At 61.9% G+C, this 16,549-nt stretch carries 16 protein-coding genes; 9 read left to right on the top strand and 7 right to left on the bottom strand.

Annotated features, from left to right (window positions below):
* Window positions 1-17: 17 nt before the first annotated feature.
* The 7 genes from fabG to R1W01_RS12115 all read left to right on the top strand — a co-directional run bounded on the left by fabG (window position 18) and on the right by R1W01_RS12115 (window position 6,978).
* The gene (gene fabG / locus R1W01_RS12085) at window positions 18-755 is read left to right on the top strand and encodes a 3-oxoacyl-[acyl-carrier-protein] reductase (protein ID WP_243613067.1); all 738 of its coding nucleotides are present in this window, start codon (window positions 18-20) and stop codon (window positions 753-755) included.
* Between the two features lie 229 nt (window positions 756-984).
* Window positions 985-1,218, top strand: a complete 234-nt coding sequence (locus R1W01_RS12090) for an acyl carrier protein (RefSeq protein WP_036558652.1) — start codon at window positions 985-987, stop codon at window positions 1,216-1,218.
* A 152-nt stretch (window positions 1,219-1,370) separates the two neighbouring features.
* Window positions 1,371-2,630: a beta-ketoacyl-ACP synthase II gene (gene fabF, locus R1W01_RS12095; RefSeq protein ID WP_243613066.1), complete on the top strand. Its 1,260-nt coding sequence runs from the start codon at window positions 1,371-1,373 to the stop codon at window positions 2,628-2,630.
* Window positions 2,630-3,784: an endolytic transglycosylase MltG gene (gene mltG / locus R1W01_RS12100; RefSeq protein WP_297756943.1), complete on the top strand. Its 1,155-nt coding sequence runs from the start codon at window positions 2,630-2,632 to the stop codon at window positions 3,782-3,784. Before fabF ends, mltG begins: the two co-directional genes overlap by 1 nt.
* 178 nt (window positions 3,785-3,962) lie before the next feature.
* Complete coding sequence (locus R1W01_RS12105) at window positions 3,963-4,301, top strand: hypothetical protein (RefSeq protein ID WP_297756945.1); 339 nt, start codon at window positions 3,963-3,965, stop codon at window positions 4,299-4,301.
* A 22-nt stretch (window positions 4,302-4,323) separates the two neighbouring features.
* Window positions 4,324-6,681: a phage tail protein gene (locus R1W01_RS12110; protein ID WP_297756947.1), complete on the top strand. Its 2,358-nt coding sequence runs from the start codon at window positions 4,324-4,326 to the stop codon at window positions 6,679-6,681.
* Window positions 6,682-6,978 carry a hypothetical protein gene (locus tag R1W01_RS12115; protein ID WP_297756949.1) on the top strand — a complete coding sequence of 99 codons (297 nt, stop codon included), beginning with the start codon at window positions 6,682-6,684 and terminating at the stop codon, window positions 6,976-6,978.
* Here R1W01_RS12115 and R1W01_RS12120 read toward each other — a convergent pair.
* Window positions 6,959-7,297, bottom strand: a complete 339-nt coding sequence (locus tag R1W01_RS12120) for a TraR/DksA family transcriptional regulator (protein WP_243613061.1) — start codon at window positions 7,295-7,297, stop codon at window positions 6,959-6,961. The genes R1W01_RS12115 and R1W01_RS12120 overlap by 20 nt on opposite strands.
* 85 nt (window positions 7,298-7,382) lie before the next feature.
* Between R1W01_RS12120 and cysE the strand changes: the two genes are divergently transcribed.
* On the top strand, window positions 7,383-8,183 hold the full coding sequence (gene cysE / locus R1W01_RS12125) for a serine O-acetyltransferase (RefSeq protein WP_243613060.1): 801 nt from the start codon (window positions 7,383-7,385) through the stop codon (window positions 8,181-8,183).
* A gap of 72 nt (window positions 8,184-8,255) precedes the next feature.
* On the opposite strand, the gene R1W01_RS12130 is transcribed toward cysE, so the two are convergent.
* The 4 genes from R1W01_RS12130 to R1W01_RS12145 all read right to left on the bottom strand — a co-directional run bounded on the left by R1W01_RS12130 (window position 8,256) and on the right by R1W01_RS12145 (window position 12,400).
* The gene (locus tag R1W01_RS12130) at window positions 8,256-9,581 is read right to left on the bottom strand and encodes a pyruvate dehydrogenase complex dihydrolipoamide acetyltransferase (RefSeq protein WP_297756952.1); all 1,326 of its coding nucleotides are present in this window, start codon (window positions 9,579-9,581) and stop codon (window positions 8,256-8,258) included.
* Window positions 9,582-9,593: 12 nt separating this feature from the next.
* A complete protein-coding gene (locus R1W01_RS12135; RefSeq protein WP_243613058.1) occupies window positions 9,594-10,955 on the bottom strand; it encodes a pyruvate dehydrogenase complex E1 component subunit beta in 1,362 nt (453 codons plus the stop codon).
* A gap of 21 nt (window positions 10,956-10,976) precedes the next feature.
* Window positions 10,977-11,966, bottom strand: a complete 990-nt coding sequence (gene pdhA / locus R1W01_RS12140) for a pyruvate dehydrogenase (acetyl-transferring) E1 component subunit alpha (RefSeq protein ID WP_243613057.1) — start codon at window positions 11,964-11,966, stop codon at window positions 10,977-10,979.
* Window positions 11,967-12,097: 131 nt separating this feature from the next.
* Window positions 12,098-12,400, bottom strand: a complete 303-nt coding sequence (locus tag R1W01_RS12145; RefSeq protein WP_243613056.1) for an FtsB family cell division protein — start codon at window positions 12,398-12,400, stop codon at window positions 12,098-12,100.
* Window positions 12,401-12,559: 159 nt separating this feature from the next.
* On the opposite strand from R1W01_RS12145, the gene R1W01_RS12150 reads away from it, so the two are divergent.
* Complete coding sequence (locus R1W01_RS12150; RefSeq protein WP_297756956.1) at window positions 12,560-14,179, top strand: acyl-CoA dehydrogenase family protein; 1,620 nt, start codon at window positions 12,560-12,562, stop codon at window positions 14,177-14,179.
* A gap of 84 nt (window positions 14,180-14,263) precedes the next feature.
* Here R1W01_RS12150 and R1W01_RS12155 read toward each other — a convergent pair whose 3' ends face one another.
* Window positions 14,264-15,157 carry a fructose bisphosphate aldolase gene (locus R1W01_RS12155; protein ID WP_297756958.1) on the bottom strand — a complete coding sequence of 298 codons (894 nt, stop codon included), beginning with the start codon at window positions 15,155-15,157 and terminating at the stop codon, window positions 14,264-14,266.
* Between the two features lie 139 nt (window positions 15,158-15,296).
* A complete protein-coding gene (locus tag R1W01_RS12160; protein WP_243613053.1) occupies window positions 15,297-16,487 on the bottom strand; it encodes a phosphoglycerate kinase in 1,191 nt (396 codons plus the stop codon).
* Window positions 16,488-16,549: the final 62 nt, after the last annotated feature.

Consider the following 16,549-nt stretch of genomic DNA (forward strand, 5'->3'; position numbering starts at 1 on the left):
GAATAAGGATAAGAGACATGTTTGATCTGACAGGAAAATGCGCCCTTGTGACCGGGGCGTCGGGCGGGATCGGCGGCGAGATCGCCAAGGCGCTTCATGCGGCGGGCGCGACGGTGGGCCTTTCCGGCACCCGCGTGGAGCCTCTTGAGGCGCTGGCGGCAGAGCTTGGCGAGCGGGCGCATGTGCTGCCCTGCAACCTCAGCGATCCGGAGGCGGTCGACGCGCTTCCGAAACAGGCCATCGAGGCGATGGGTGCGCTTGATATTCTCGTCAACAATGCCGGGATCACCCGTGACCAGATCTTCATGCGGATGTCGGACGAGGAGTGGCAGTCGGTGCTTGACGTCAACCTCACCTCGACGATGCGGCTCTGCCGCGGCGTGATGCGCCCGATGATGAAGGCGCGTTGGGGGCGGATCATCAATATCTCGTCCATCGTTGGTGCCACCGGCAACCCCGGCCAAGCAAACTATGCCGCCTCCAAGGCGGGCATGGTGGGTCTTACAAAATCCATAGCCTACGAGGTCGCAAGCCGTGGCATCACCGCCAACGCTGTGGCGCCGGGCTTTATCGCCACGGCGATGACCGACAAGCTCACGGATGATCAAAAAGGCAAGATCAACGCCCAGATCCCGGCAGCGCGCATGGGGTCGGCCGAGGAAATCGCGGCGGCGGTGCTTTACCTTGCCAGCCCGGAAGCAGGCTATGTCACGGGCACGACGCTTCACGTCAACGGCGGTATGGCGATGCTTTGAGGCAAAGGGGCAGAGGAGATGCATGAAATCGCCTCTTGCGCCACGCTCTTGCAGTCTCCATTTTGGGGTTTACGCAAGGGGCGGGAAAGCATTTGCCAAACAGGCGCAGTGTGCTATAGCGCGCCAGAGTTTGCCGAAGGGGGCTGTTCCACGGCACATCATTGCCTGTAAAAAGGCATCAGGATCACAAGACGGGACATGCTCCCAAACCAAAAATGAGGAATGAACCATGAGCGACATCGCAGATCGCGTTAAGAAAATCGTTGTCGAGCACCTTGGTGTGGAAGAAGACAAAGTCGTTGAGAACGCATCGTTCATCGACGATCTGGGCGCAGACAGCCTCGACACCGTGGAACTCGTGATGGCCTTCGAAGAAGAGTTCGGCATCGAGATCCCGGACGACGCAGCCGAGACCATCCAGACCTTTGGCGACGCGGTGAAGTTCATCTCCGAAGCGTCCTAAGGCTTTTCGACCTTCTTGAAGGTCACGGAACCCCTGCCATATTGGCAGGGGTTTTTCTTTTGCCGGATCCTGCCGATCGGGCGTCAAACTCTTGCCCCGCAGGGGCAAGCCGGGCTAAGAGCTTTCGGGAATATTGAGGAAAGGGCATAAACATGCGTCGTGTTGTCGTTACCGGACTGGGGCTTGTGACTCCGTTGGCCAACGGGGTCGAAGAAACCTGGTCGAGGCTCCTTGATGGGCAATCCGGGGCTGGCCCCATCACGCGGTTCGATCCCGAGCGCGTGACGACGAAATATGCGTGCGAAGTGCCTTATGGCGACGGCAGTGACGGGACGTTCAACCCGGACGACTGGATGGAGCCGAAAGAGCGTCGCAAGGTCGATGACTTCATCCTCTACGGTCTGGCGGCTGCCAAGCAGGCGGTTGAAGATTCGGGCTGGAAGCCGGAAGATTCCGAGGGCCGAGAGCGCACGGGCGTGATGATCGGGTCGGGGATCGGCGGTTTGCAGTCGATTGAACAGACCACGTTGCTGATGGCCGAAAAAGGCCCGCGCCGTGTTTCGCCGTTCTTTATTCCCGGCGCCCTTATCAACCTGATCTCGGGTCAGGTCAGCATCGAATACGGCTTTAAGGGGCCGAACCACGCGGTTGTCACGGCGTGCTCGACCGGCGCGCATGCGATTGGGGATGCCAGCCGGATCATCATGTTCGGCGATGCCGATGTGATGGTGGCGGGCGGCGCAGAGGCGGCGATCTGTGAGATCGGCATTGCCGGCTTCAACTCGGCGCGTGCGCTTTCGACGAAACGTGCGGACGATCCCAAGGCCGCGAGCCGCCCCTATGACGCAGATCGCGACGGGTTCGTGATGGGCGAGGGCGCAGGCGTTGTGGTTCTTGAGGAATACGAACACGCCAAGGCACGCGGCGCGAAGATCTATGCCGAAGTGATCGGCTATGGCATGTCGGGCGATGCCTATCACATCACGGCCCCCTCGGAAGATGGCGAAGGCGGCGAGCGGTCCATGCGTGCGGCGCTGCGCAATGCCGGGCTTGAGCCGAAGGACATCGACTATATCAACGCGCATGGCACCTCGACCATGGCCGACGTGATCGAACTTGGCGCGGTAGAGCGCATGATGGGCGATGCGGCAGGAAGCGTCACCATGTCCTCGACCAAGTCGATGACAGGTCACCTTCTTGGTGCCGCGGGCGCGATCGAGGCGATCTTCTCGATCCTTGCAATCCGCGATCAGGTCGCGCCGCCGACCATCAACCTCGAGACGCCTGCGGTCGAGACGCAGGTCGATCTTGCACCGAACAAGAAGGTGGAGCGCGAAATCAACGTGGCGCTGTCGAATTCCTTTGGCTTTGGCGGCACGAACGCCTCGGTGCTCTTCGGAAAGGTGAGCTAATGTGGCGACACATCGCCTCGAACGCGATCATGCTTTTGATCGTGGCATTGTTCCTGCTCGCGGGCCTCGTGCTTTGGGGGAAGGGGCAATACACCGCGGAAGGGCCATTGGATGCGCCGATCTGCCTTCGGGTGGAACCGGGGTCGACAATGGACCGCATCTCACGCCAGCTTGACGAGAGCGGCGCGATCAGCAGCGGCCCGATCTTTCGCATCGGTGCGGATTACACGGAAAAGGCCAGCCAGTTGAAGGCAGGATCGTTCCTTGTTCCGGCGCATGCCTCGATGCAAGAGATCACCGATATCGTGACCCGTGGCGGGGCGAGCACCTGTGGCACGGAGATCGTCTATCGTGTCGGCGTCACCCGTCAGGTTGTGCAGGTGCGCGAGTTGGACCCGGAGGCGAAGGCTTTTGTTGAGTTGGCGTCGTTCAACCCGGCCGAGGCCGAAGAGGTGCCGCAGGTCTATACCGATCGACGCCAGCGCCGTGATACGCGCTATCGCATCGCGTTGGCCGAGGGCGTGACGAGCTGGCAGGTGGTCGATGCGCTGAAGGCGATTGATCTTTTGTCGGGCGAGGTCGAGGTGCCTGCAGAAGGCACGCTTGCGCCCGATAGCTATGAGGTGCGCGCAGGGGATAGCCGTGCGTCGGTCATCGCGCGCATGGCTGAGGCGCAGACCGTGCGCATCGCCGCCGCGTGGGAAAGCCGCTCGGAGGATACGGTGCTTGAGTCGCCCGAAGAGATGCTCATCCTTGCGTCGATCATCGAGAAGGAAACCGGGGTTCCGGAAGAGCGCCGTCAGGTGGCGAGCGTCTTTACCAACCGCCTTGAGCGCGGCATGAAGCTCCAGACCGACCCGACAGTGATCTACGGTATCACGCGGGGGCAGGGCGTTCTTGGCCGCGGCCTGCGCCAGAGCGAGCTGCGCGGTGAAACGCCTTGGAACACCTATGTGATCGAAGGTCTGCCGCCGACGCCGATCGCCAACCCGGGGCAAGCCAGCCTTGAGGCAGCGGTCAACCCGGACCAGACGGAATATATCTTCTTTGTCGCGGATGGGTCGGGCGGCCATGCCTTTGCACGAACATTGGCCGAGCATAACGACAACGTGGCCAAGTGGCGTCGGATCGAAGCCGAACGCAACGACCAGTAAGCATATCGCGAGACAGACAGAAGGGCGCCTTTCGGGGCGCCCTTTTTCGTGTCGCACCCTCCGCACGGTGGATTCATGTTTTGGCGGGGAGGCTGGTCTAGGACTGGGGGTGCTAGACGTTCCCGATGGGGACGCTCGTGCGGAGGGGCACACCACGCATGAGAGGCGATGAGCACAGATGACCACACCCCACCCGCCTACGGGCGAGCCCACACTGGACCGCGAAATCGCACAGTTGCGACAGCTTCTCTTTGGGCTGAGCGACGCGGTCGGGACGCTGCAAACGCATCTGCGCCGCGGCGATCGCCGGGCGATTGCCCAGTGCGCGCCCTTGGTACGCGATCTGCGCGGGCTCGTCCGGTTGGCGCTTGATACGGAGACACGCTTTGACACATACCGCACAGAAGACAGAGGCCGGGCCGGTGCCCCGAAACTCGCACTCGACAGCGCGCGGGATCAGATCGGGCGCCGCTTGGATCGCCTCCGCGCCGCGGAAGACGCAGGAGGCATTTCTTGACAGCCTCAGCGAGGGAGAGCTTTTGGCTCTCCCCTTCTTGTTTGATTTCTGGGCCTACGAGCATCAACTCGCGCCGGAAGGCGATTGGGCCACTTGGGTGATCCTTGGCGGGCGCGGCGCGGGCAAGACGCGGGCCGGGTCGGAATGGGTGCGCATGCAGGTCGAGGGCGATGGCCCCACGGACACAGGCCGGGCACGGCGCGTGGCGCTTGTCGGAGAGACCGTCGATCAGGTGCGCGAGGTGATGATCTTTGGCGAGAGCGGTATCCTTGCCTGTTCCCCGCCGGATCGCAAACCGGTCTGGGAGGCCGGACGCAAGCGGCTCGTCTGGCCCAACGGTGCGATTGCGCAAGTGTTTTCGGCACATGAGCCCGAGGCGCTTCGGGGGCCGCAATTCGATGCGGCATGGGTTGATGAGATCGGCTGTGCCGCGATTGACAAGGGTACGAACCAGCCGAACCGTTTCGTCGATGTGAAATCGTCGGAGAGCGGTCTGCCATACGCCTCCAACGGCCAGCGCGACGACTACCTGCAACAGCAATACTACCGCGCCATGCTAAGCTATTGGAATGATCCCGTGCACAACCCGGTGTCGCCGCTTTACGGTGCGCCGATGGTCGATATGGGAGGAGCCTGTGCATGGGCTTGGGACACGCGGCCCTTCCCGGCGTTTCCAAACGCGCGCGCGCTTTGGAGCGACGGCGCGAACTATGCCCGTGGGCATTGGCTCAATGGGCGAGTGTCAAGCCGTGCGCTGGCGTCGGTAGTGGCAGAAATCTGCGATGATGCGGGGCTCCAACACTACGACATTCGCGATCTGCGCGGCGTTGTGAGCGGCTATGCTATCGACCAGATCAGCGACGGCCGCGCCGCGCTGCAACCACTCATGCTGCGCTATGGCTTCGATGCGGTCGAACGCGATGGACGCCTTCAGTTCCGGATGCGTGACGGGGACGATGCGGTGCCGCTCGACGAGAAGCGCCTGGCGATCAGTGAGGATCTCGACGGGCGCATCGAACGTCTGCGCGCCGCTGAAAGCGAGCTTTCCGGGCGCGTGCGGGTCAACTTTATCGAAGCGGATGGCGATTTCGACGTGGTCGCGGAAGAGGCCAACATGCCCGACGATACACTGCGCGGAGTGTCGCAAAGTGAGCTACCGCTGGCAATGACGCGCGGGGAAGGGCGGCACGTGGCAAAACGCTGGCTGAACGAGGCTCGAGTGGCGCGCGAAAGCCTGCGCTTTGCGTTGCCGCCTTCGCGCCTTTCGCTTGGGGCAGGGGACGTGGTGTCGCTTGACGGCGAAAGCGGCACAGAGCATTTCCGCATCGATTCCGTCGAACTTGGCGTTCATCAGATCATTGAGGCCGCCCGCATCCTCCCTGCAACCTACGAGGCGGTTCCTTATGAAGAGGATACGCCTGCGCATCGTGCCTTTGCTGCACCATCTCCTGTCGAGACGCTTTTCCTCGACCTGCCTCTCATGCGTGGCGACGAGTTTCCCCATGCTCCCCATATCGCGACGACGGCGAAGTCTTGGCCAGGGAGCGTCGCGGTCTATGACTCGGTGAGCGATGGCAACTATTCTCTGAACAGGCTCCTGAGCCGACCTGCCACAATCGGCGTTACGGAAACCGCGTTACATGCGGCGCCAAGCGGGCGGTTCGATGACGGCCCGGCCCTTCAGGTGCGATTGATCTCGGGCGCGTTCGAAAGCGTACCGGAAGAGGCAATGCTATCCGGCGCCAACCTAATTGCGATCGGCGATGGCACGCCGGGAAACTGGGAGCTATTGCAGTTTGGCGAGGCCGAGTTGATCGCGCCGGATACATGGTGGTTGCGTCACCGCTTGCGCGGCCAGCTTGGCACCGATGCGCTTATACCGGGGCAATGGCCTGCCGGATCGTGGGTGGTGCGTCTCGGGGACGGAGTGGAGCAGATCGACCTTGCCAGCGCTGCGCGCGATGTGGCGCGGCACTACCGGATCGGCCCGGCACAGCGCGGATATGACGATCCGTCCTATCGCCATCATGTCGAAGCCTTCGCAGGCAACGGGCTACGACCCTATCGCCCCTGTCACCTGCGCGCAGTACCAGAGGCCAATGGCGATCTCTCGCTGACATGGGTGCGCCGGACGCGGATTGATGGCGATGGCTGGGACCAGCCAGAGGTGCCCTTGGGTGAAGAGCAAGAGCAGTATCTCCTGCGTGTGCTGCAAGGAGCCTCAGTTGTCCGCGAGATGACGCTCGACGTCCCGGTCTGGATCTATGATGCGGCAGCGCAGGCCACGGATGGCCTCTCTGGCCCCTATGAGATCGCAGTTGCGCAGGTCTCGGCCCGGTTCGGCCCCGGTCCCTTCGCGCGGATCGCGCTCGAGGCTTAGATGCGTCGGGTGATGCATGGCGATGTGGTGGCGGCGGCGCGGGCGCTTCTCGTGCTGCCGCACATGATGCGGGAACCGGCTTGTCGGCGCCTGATCTACGAAGCCGACGCCGCGCACCGATATTTCAAACGCTTCGGGCATAGCCATTGTCTTTGGGGGGATGGTTCGCTCATGTCGGCAGCGGGCCAGCACCCGATGCGCCCGGAACCGGGGTTTGGCGATCAGGACTATTGCCAGTGTTTCGAGCTTGTCCTCTCTACGCTCATCGACTGGCGTCTTAGCCGGAGGCGCAGCTGATACAGAGCGCCGCACCGGGATCAAATGCGAGGCGCTTCAATGCGATCTCTCCGCCGCAATCCTCGCAATAGCCGAACTCTCCCTCTTTGATCCGATCAAGTGCCGCGCGCAGTTTCCTCACCTCGCCATCGCGCCGCGCCTGACCCGCCTTGGCCATCGCCTGTGATTGGAGCGCGTCCATACGGCTGAGCCGTCCTACCGCCTGCTGATCCAGCGTCACAACGGATTGCCCCTCTGCGCCAAGCCGGTTCTCTTCCTCGATCTGTGCCAACCGCGTCTCGATCATGGCCCGGAACTTCGCGCTCTCGCTTTCATTCATCTCCGTGATCCTTCCGTAAACGGGTTTGAATTTGCGGAAAATGTCTTATGTGGTGTAGTCTAAAGCGAACAGAGGACAGGACGCCATGGCTGAAACCCGCGCGAAATTGACCAAGATCGACCCGGTCTGGCAACAGATCACGACCGAAGCGCAACAGGCGGTTCAGGATGAGCCGATCATGGGCGGTCTCGTGCATGCCTGTGTCCTCCACCATAAATCCATCGAACGCGCGCTGAGCTACCGTTTTGCGGCCAAGCTGTCGTCGAACGAGATGTCGATGGTGATCCTGCGCGAGATCGGGGACGAGGCTTTTGCCGCCGAACCGGCCCTTGCCGAAGCCGCGCGCGCCGACCTCATGGCAATCTATGAACGCGACCCGGCCTGCCACCGCCTCTTGCAGCCGATCCTCTATTTCAAGGGCTATCAGGCCGTTCAGGCCTATCGCATCGGCCACTGGCTCTGGACACAAGGGCGTTATGACCTTGCCTATTTCATCCAGATGCGTACCTCGGAAATCTTTGGCATCGATATTCACCCTGCCGCCCGCATCGGCAAGGGGATTATGATCGACCACGCCCATTCGATCGTCATTGGCGAGACGGCTGTCGTCGGCGACAATGTCTCCATGCTCCATTCTGTGACCCTTGGCGGCACCGGCAAGGAAGAAGAAGACCGCCATCCCAAGATTGGCGATGGTGTGTTGATCGGGGCAGGGGCGAAAGTGCTCGGAAATATCAAGGTCGGCCATTGCAGCCGCATCGCCGCCGGCTCCGTGGTGCTCGAAGAAGTGCCGCCCTGTTCGACGGTTGCCGGTGTCCCGGCCAAGATTGTCGGCGAAGCGGGGTGCGAACACCCTTCGGTCGAAATGGATCAGATGTTCGACTGATCGACCGACATCCAGACATGAAAAAAGCGCCGCAACATCTTGCGGCGCTTTTGTTTTTTCCGTGACTCGCGATCAGGCGAGCATCGTCACAGGGTTCTCGAGGTTCTCGACAATCGCCTTCAGAAGCTCTGCCCCAAGCGCGCCGTCGATCACACGGTGGTCGACCGACATGGTGACCGACATCACGGTCGCCACGCTCAGGTTGCCTTCAGCGTCCACCACGGGCTTCTTCACCCCCGAGCCCACAGCAAGGATACCGGCATGGGGCGGGTTCACGATGGCGTCGAAATTGTCGATGCCAAACATACCGAGGTTGGAGATCGCGAAGGTGCCGCCCTGATACTCCTGCGGCGCGAGCTTGCGTTCGCGGGCGCGAGCGGCGAGATCCTTCATCTCGGTCGAAAGCGCAGAAAGCGTCTTCATGTCCGCGTCCTTGAGAACCGGCGTAAACAGTCCGCCTTCGATAGCGACCGCCACGGCCACATCCGAAGGTTTCAACTTCAACACCCGATCCCCGGCCCAGACAGCGTTACAATCCGGCACTTGCTGAAGCGCGTTGGCCACGGCCTTGATGATGAAGTCATTCACCGAGAGCTTCACGCCACGGGCTTCAAGCTGCTTGTTGATCTGGCTGCGGAACGCGAGAAGCGCATCGAGCTTGATATCGCGGCGCAGGTAGAAATGCGGAATGGTCTGCTTCGCTTCCGAAAGCCGCGCGGCAATCGTTTTGCGCATCCCGTCGAGCGTGACCTCTTCATAGCCGCGCCCTTCATACATGCGTTTGACGGTCTCCGTGTCGGGGCCGGTCGGCGCGGCAGCGGGGGCAGGGGCCGAAGTAGAGGCCGGTGCGGCGGTGGCTGGCGCGGCGGCTGCCTTCGTGCCGGGCTGCGCCGCTTCCACGTCGGCCTTGACGATCCGCCCACGCGGGCCGGAGCCTTTGAGCGCGGCAAGATCGACGCCCTTGTCGGCGGCGATGCGGCGGGCGAGCGGAGAGGCAAAGATGCGCGAGCCATCCCCGGCCTGAGGTGCGGCAGGTGCGGCGCTGGCCTCTGCGGGTTTCGACGCGGCCTCGGCAGGGGCCTGCGAAGACCCCGCATCCGATGCTGGCGCTGCGGCTTTCGCCGGGGCGCTGGTGTCGATGTCGTCAGCGCTTTCACCCTCTTCAAGAAGCACGGCGATGGCGGTGTTGACCTTTACCCCTTCGCTGCCGTCCTCGATGAGGATCTTGCCGATCACCCCTTCATCCACGGCCTCGAACTCCATCGTGGCCTTGTCGGTTTCGATCTCCGCCAGAATATCGCCCGAGGAGACCGTATCGCCCTCCTTCACGAGCCATTTCGCAAGCGTGCCTTCCTCCATGGTCGGCGACAGGGCGGGCATGAGAATTTCAGTAGGCATGTCCGCGTCTCCTTAGCGATAAGTGACTTGTTTCACCGCCGCGACAACCTCGTCGGTCGTCACAAGCGCGTGTTTCTCGAGGTTCGCCGCATAGGGCATGGGCACGTCCTTGCCGGTGCAGTTGATCACCGGCGCGTCGAGATAATCAAACGCGCGCTCCATGATCGTCGCCGACAGGTGGTTGCCGATCGACCCGACGGGCCAACCCTCTTCGACAGTGACACAGCGGTTGGTTTTCATCACTGAGGCGAGCACCGTGTCATAGTCGATGGGGCGCAGCGTGCGCAGGTCGATCACCTCGGCCTCGACGCCCTCTTCGGCAAGTTTTTCGGCCGCTTCAAGCGCGTATTGCATGCCAATCCCGAAAGAGACGATGGTCACGTCCGAGCCTTCGCGCCAGATACGCGCCTTGCCGAACGGGACGGTGAAATCATCCATCACCGGCACGTCAAAGCTGCGGCCATAAAGGATCTCGTTTTCAAGGAAGATCACCGGGTTGGGATCGCGGATCGCAGTCTTGAGAAGGCCTTTGGCGTCCGATGCCGAATAGGGCATCACGACCTTGAGGCCAGGGATTTGCGCATACCATGCGGCGTAGTCCTGGCTGTGCTGTGCGCCGACGCGCGCGGCGGCACCGTTCGGGCCGCGGAACACCATCGGCGCGCCCATCTGGCCGCCAGACATGTAGAGCGTTTTCGCCGCCGAGTTGATGATCTGGTCAATCGCCTGCATGGCGAAGTTGAAGGTCATGAACTCCACGATGGGCCGCAAGCCACCAAAGGCCGCGCCCACGGCGATCCCGGCAAACCCGTGTTCGGTAATCGGCGTGTCGATCACGCGCTTGCCGCCAAACTCGTCGAGAAGGCCCTGCGAGACCTTGTAGGCGCCCTGATACTCGGCAACTTCCTCGCCCATGAGATAAACACTGTCATCGCCGCGCATCTCTTCGGCCATCGCGTCGCGCAGCGCCTCGCGCACGGTCTGCGATTTCATCTCGGTGCCTTCCGGCCAATCCGGGCTGAGGTCAGCCTTGGGCGCGTCCGGCGCGGCCGCAACAGCGGCTGCCGGGGCAGGGGCCGCGTCCTCTTCCGCAGGCGCAGAGGCGCTCTTCGGGGTCGCGTCGGGCGCATCGCCCTCTTCAAGAAGCGTCGCAATGGCGGTGTTGACCTTTACGCCCTCTGTGCCTTCCGGCACGAGGATCTGGCCAATCACGCCTTCATCCACCGCTTCAAATTCCATCGTCGCCTTGTCAGTCTCGATCTCGGCGAGAATATCGCCCGAGGACACTTCGTCCCCCTCTTTCACGAGCCATTTTGCAAGCGTGCCCTCTTCCATCGTCGGCGACAGGGCAGGCATCAGAATTTCAATAGCCATCTTTCAAATCTCTCCGTCGTCTCAGGCGTAAATGTCGGTCCACAGCTCTTCGAGCGCGGGTAGCGGGCTGTCCTTGGCGAAGTCCGCACTGGCGTTGACCACGGCCTTGATGTCCTTGTCGATCGCCTTGAGGTCGTCCTCGCTGGCGTGCTTGCCTTCAAGCAGAAGCGCGCGCACATGTTCGATCGCGTCGCGCTCTTCGCGCATCTTCTGCACCTCTTCGCGGGTGCGATACTTCGCCGGGTCCGACATGGAGTGCCCGCGATAGCGATAGGTCTTCACCTCAAGGATATAGGGCCCCTTGCCCTTGCGGCAGTGCGCCACAGCGCGTTCGCCCGCCTCCTTGACGGCAAGAACGTCCATCCCATCGACCGCTTCGCCAGGAATGCCAAAGGCTTCGCCGCGCGTGTGAATGTCCGGGGTCGAGGTCGACCGCTGCTGCGCCGTGCCCATGGCATATTGGTTGTTCTCGATGACAAAGATCACCGGAAGATCCCAAAGCGCCGCCATGTTGAAGGTCTCATAGACCTGTCCCTGGTTCGCCGCGCCATCGCCGAAATAGGTGAATGTCACGCGGCCGTTGTCCTTGTATTTGTCGGCAAAGGCGAGGCCCGCGCCGATCGGCACCTGTGCGCCGACGATGCCGTGACCGCCATAGAAGTGCTTTTCCTTGGAGAACATGTGCATCGAGCCGCCTTTCCCCTTGGAGTAGCCGCCCTCGCGCCCCGTCAACTCGGCCATGACGCCATTCGGGTCCATTCCGCAGGCAAGCATATGCCCGTGGTCACGATATGAGGTCACGCGCTTGTCGCCTTCCTCTGCCGCGGCCTCAAGACCGACAACAACCGCTTCCTGACCGATATACAGGTGACAGAAACCGCCAATGAGGCCCATCCCGTAAAGTTGTCCGGCTTTCTCTTCAAAGCGACGGATCAAAAGCATGTCTCGGTAATATTGCTTGAGTTCGTCACCCGAGACATTCGTCTTCTTCGCAGGCCGTTTGGCAGCCATGTCTCACCTCCTATGAGGAAAATAGTTTAACGTTAAACAAAAACATATCGCAATCGCGTATGACATGCGAGAGAAAATTTTCCACTGGCGCGATACCAGCAGAGAAATGCTGTCAAATTCTAGGGGAGGGGTTAGCGAATAACGATCTCGTCCGAGCGGATCAGGCCAAGCACATCGCGCGCCTGCTGATCGAGAAGGTCGAGATCGAGATAGTCATCGCTCAGCCGCTGGGTGAGGTTCTCCATCCGCGTGACCTCGGACTGAAGCCGTGCAAGATCCTCTTTCAGAACGGCTTTTTCGGCTTCGACCTCAACGCGTCGGAAGAGACCATAGTCGCCCTGCACGGCAGCAAAGGTAAAGATCGAGGCAAGCGCAAACGCCACTCCGAAAAACAGGAGCGCACCAATCGCGGGACGGTTTTTTTGTGCTGTCATTTCTGCCTCTTGCGAGCCCTTTGCGAGCTTCTGCGAATCACTATGCCATAAGTGATTCGCCGTGTGAATCCCCCTCGGCCCTTGTTTTTGACGCAACGCTACGCTGGCCATCGCGCGCCTTGCGCCCCTAGCATGGCCGCGAAAAGGGAGGAGACCCGAATGAGCCAATCCGAAGCTGCAAGCCACCTTGAAACCCACGAGGTGATGAACCAACCGTCTTTGCGCGGATCGCGTGATCTTTGGGCTGAGGATGCGCCCCTGCGCGATGCGGCAACGGCAGCAGGCGCACGCACTAAGACGCTCGCCACAACCGGCGCGGCGCTCGGGGACGAGAGCCTCATTGCCGCAGGCGAAGACGCCCGCCGCGACCCGCCGCGCCTCGTTCTCTTCGACCGGGGCGGGCGTCGGCTTGACGAGGTGGCCTTCAACGACGGCTATCACACCGTCATGAAGGCCGGCCTCGAGGCGGGCTATGCCTCTGCCGCTTGGGACGGCAAACCGGGCGGCCATGCGACGCACGCGGTCGTCTCCTACATGATGGCCCAGGTCGAGCCGGGCGCTTGCTGTCCGATGACCATGACCTATGCCGCCGTGCCGGCCCTGCGTCACAACCCCGAGCTTGAGAAAATCTGGGCGCCGCGCCTTGCGTCGGGCCTCTACGATCCCTCGACCCGCCCGATTACAGAGAAAGCGGGCGCGACCATGGGCATGGCGATGACCGAAAAACAGGGGGGCTCTGACGTGCGCGCCAATTCGACCATTGCCCATCGCGACGGTGACCATTACCGCCTGCGCGGCCATAAATGGTTCTGCTCCGCGCCGATGTGCGACGGCTTTCTGACCTTGGCCCAGGCCGAGGGCGGGCTGACTTGTTTCCTCGTGCCGCGCTGGCTCGAGGGCGAGCGTAACTCCATGCGTTTGCAACGTCTCAAGGACAAGCTCGGCAACAAGGCCAATGCCAGCTCCGAGATCGAATACCACGACACGCTCGCCTATCGCCTTGGCGATGAGGGCGGCGGTGTGCGCACGATCATCGAGATGGTCCACCATACCCGCCTCGACACTGCCATTGCCCCCGCGGGCCTCATGCGCGCGGCCCTTGCAGAGGCGCATCATTGGGTCTCGCACCGCTCGACCTTCCAACGCCGCCTGATTGACCAGCCGCTCATGCGCGCCGTTCTGGCCGATCTCGCGCTTGATTGGGAAGGCGCGTTGGCTGTCGCCATGTTCATGGCGGGCACCTTCGACAAGACCGACGACGAGAGCCGCGCGCTTGCTCGGATTGGCGTCGCGTTGGCCAAGTTTCTCAACAACAAACGCTGTATCTCGGTCATTGGCGAGGCGATGGAAGTGCTTGGCGGCATGGGTTATGTCGAGGACACGCCGATGCCCATGCTTTACCGCGAAGCGCCGCTGAATTCGATCTGGGAAGGCTCGGGCAACGTGATCTGCCTCGACATCCTGCGCACATTGGCGCGCGAACCACTTGCCGTCGAGGCGCTCGACGCCGTGCTCGACGCCGCCAAGGGCCGCGATCCGCGCTATGATGCCGTCCTCAACCAACACCGCACCCGCTGGCAAGGTATCCCCACTGAACAAGAGGCGCGCTGGTTCGCCGAAAGCCTCGCCTCGCTCCTCACCACGGCGGCGCTCATGCAGTCTGCGCCCGCGCCCGTGGTCGAAGGCTACATCACTTCGCGCCTGACCGGACAACGCGGCACCATCGCCGGAAGCGTCACCGGTCTCGACACCGACGCCATCCTTACGCGCCTCGGATAGGGGCAGGGGGTCTTCTCTGAAGAAAATACTCCCGCCGGAGGCATCCGACGGGAGCAATAACTTCAGATTTCTGGAGAGGCTCTCTTAGCCCGCCACGGAGGCCGCATAGATGCTCTCGATCGTGCCCGCGATGGTGGCGTTGAAATCCGCGTCCGACTGATCCGCTGTGAGCCCTTCGGTCAGGGCCCGGCTGAACGATGCAATGACGCCAGTGTTTTGCGACAGGCGGTCATTGGCCTCCTCACGGCTATAGCCCCCCGAAAGCGCCACAACACGCATCACCTTCGGATGATCGACCAACGCCTTATAATGGTTCTCCACCTCCGGCAGCGTCAGCTTGAGCATGACCTTCTGTCCCTCCGGCAGCGCGTCGAGATGCGCGACCAACTCGGCCCGCAGGATGTCTTCCGCTTGTGCCTTATCTGCGATCGAGATCGTCACTTCCGGCTCGATGATCGGCACGAGCCCATGGCCAAGAATCTCTTGGCCAACCTCGAATTGCTGCGCCACGACCGCCTTGATCCCTTCCGGATTCGCCGCGTTGATGACCGAACGCATCTTGGTGCCGAAGATCCCCGCCTTCACGGCGCGGCCCAGAAGCGCGTCGAGCTCAGGCATCGGCTTCATCACCTGCACGCCGTTTGCTTCCTCGGCCAGCCCCTTGTCGACCTTCAGAAACGGCACCACCCCGCGCTCTTCCCACATATAGGTCGCGGTTGGTTTGCCGTCGATCTCGCGTTCCATGGTCATCTCGAACAGGATTGCGCCAATCACCTTCTCGCCGCTGAATGCCGGCGCCTTGGCGATCCGTGCGCGCATGGCGTGGATCATGTCGAACATCTCGGCTTCCGAGCCGTATTGATCCTCTTCCACGCCATAAAGTCGCAGCGCTTTCGGGGTGGAACCGCCCGATTGGTCCAGCGCGGCGATGAAACCTGCGCCGCTGGTCATCTGTTCGATCTGTGCTTGCTTGGTCATGCCGGGTCCGCCCTTGAATTTCTTGTCTGCCGCAGTTGCGAAATGAATGCGCCCCGCTTCTACGGGAGCGGGGCGCATCATGCAATTCTGGTGGCGCTAACGATCTGCGCCGGGCTTCTGAATTCGGGGCAGGGCGGCCCTATCCTTCGAGCGCGGCCACACCCGGCAGGGCTTTGCCTTCCATCCATTCGAGGAACGCACCGCCTGCCGTCGAGATATAGCTGAAGTCCTTGGCTGCGCCAGACGCGTTGAGCGCCGCGACCGTGTCGCCGCCCCCGGCTACAGAAATGATTCCACCTGACTTGGTCAGCGCCGCCGCAACAAGCGCAGCGGCATTGGTCGCCGTGTCAAAAGGTTCGATCTCGAAGGCGCCAAGCGGTCCGTTCCAAATCACAGTATGCGACGCCGAAAGCACGGCGGTGATCGTCTTCACACTTTGTGCTCCGGCATCAAGGATCATTGCATCCTCGGGGCAGGCATCCGCCGGCACCGTCTCGTTGTCCGCATGGGCCTTGAACTCGCGCGCGACCACAACGTCGCTCGGCAACACGATGCTACAGCCTGTGCCTTCGGCCTTGTCCATGATCTCTTTCGCCGTGTCGGTCATGTTCAACTCGGCCAGCGATTTCCCGATGCAGAGCCCCTTGGCCGCGAGGAAGGTGTTCGCCATCCCGCCACCGATGATCAGATTGTCGACCTTCTCAACAAGGTTCGACAACAGCTCGAGCTTGGTCGACACTTTCGCCCCCCCGACCACGGCCGTCACAGGCCGGTTCGGCTTGCCAAGCGCAGCTTCAAGCGCCGAAAGCTCGGCCTGCATGAGGCGCCCTGCACAGGCGGGCATCTTGTGCGCAAGACCTTCGGTCGAACAATGCGCCCTGTGCGCCGCCGAGAAGGCATCGTTGCAATAGATTTCGCCAAGCTTGGCCATGGCGTCGGTCAGGGCCGGATCGTTCTTTGTCTCACCTGCATGAAAGCGCGTGTTCTCGAGAAGAAGAACCTTGCCTGCGCCAAGCGTCTCGGTGGCAAGCTCGGCCTCGGTGCCAACGCAATCGGCGGCAAAAGCGACCGGAACACCAAAGGCGGTCTCAAGCGTCGGCACAAGCTGTTTGAGAGACAGGTTCTCGCGCCGTTCACCGCCGGGGCGCCCGAAATGCGCGAGCAAGATCGGCTTGCCGCCCGCAGCGAGAATGTCTTTGACCGTCGGTACGATCCGTTGAATGCGCGTGGCGTCGGTCACGACGCCGTCCACGACCGGCACATTGATGTCCACACGGGTCAAGACCCGCTTTCCGGCGAGATCCATCTCGTCGAGTGTTTTCCAAGGCATGGGGTTCCTCCCTGATGTCTTTCACAATGCGCTCGCCCCGTTTCATATAGGAAACACCCTAA

Origin of the sequence: Shimia sp. FJ5 (assembly GCF_032918335.1) — a bacterium.
In the GTDB taxonomy this organism is placed as follows: Bacteria; Pseudomonadota; Alphaproteobacteria; order Rhodobacterales; family Rhodobacteraceae; genus Shimia; species Shimia aestuarii_A.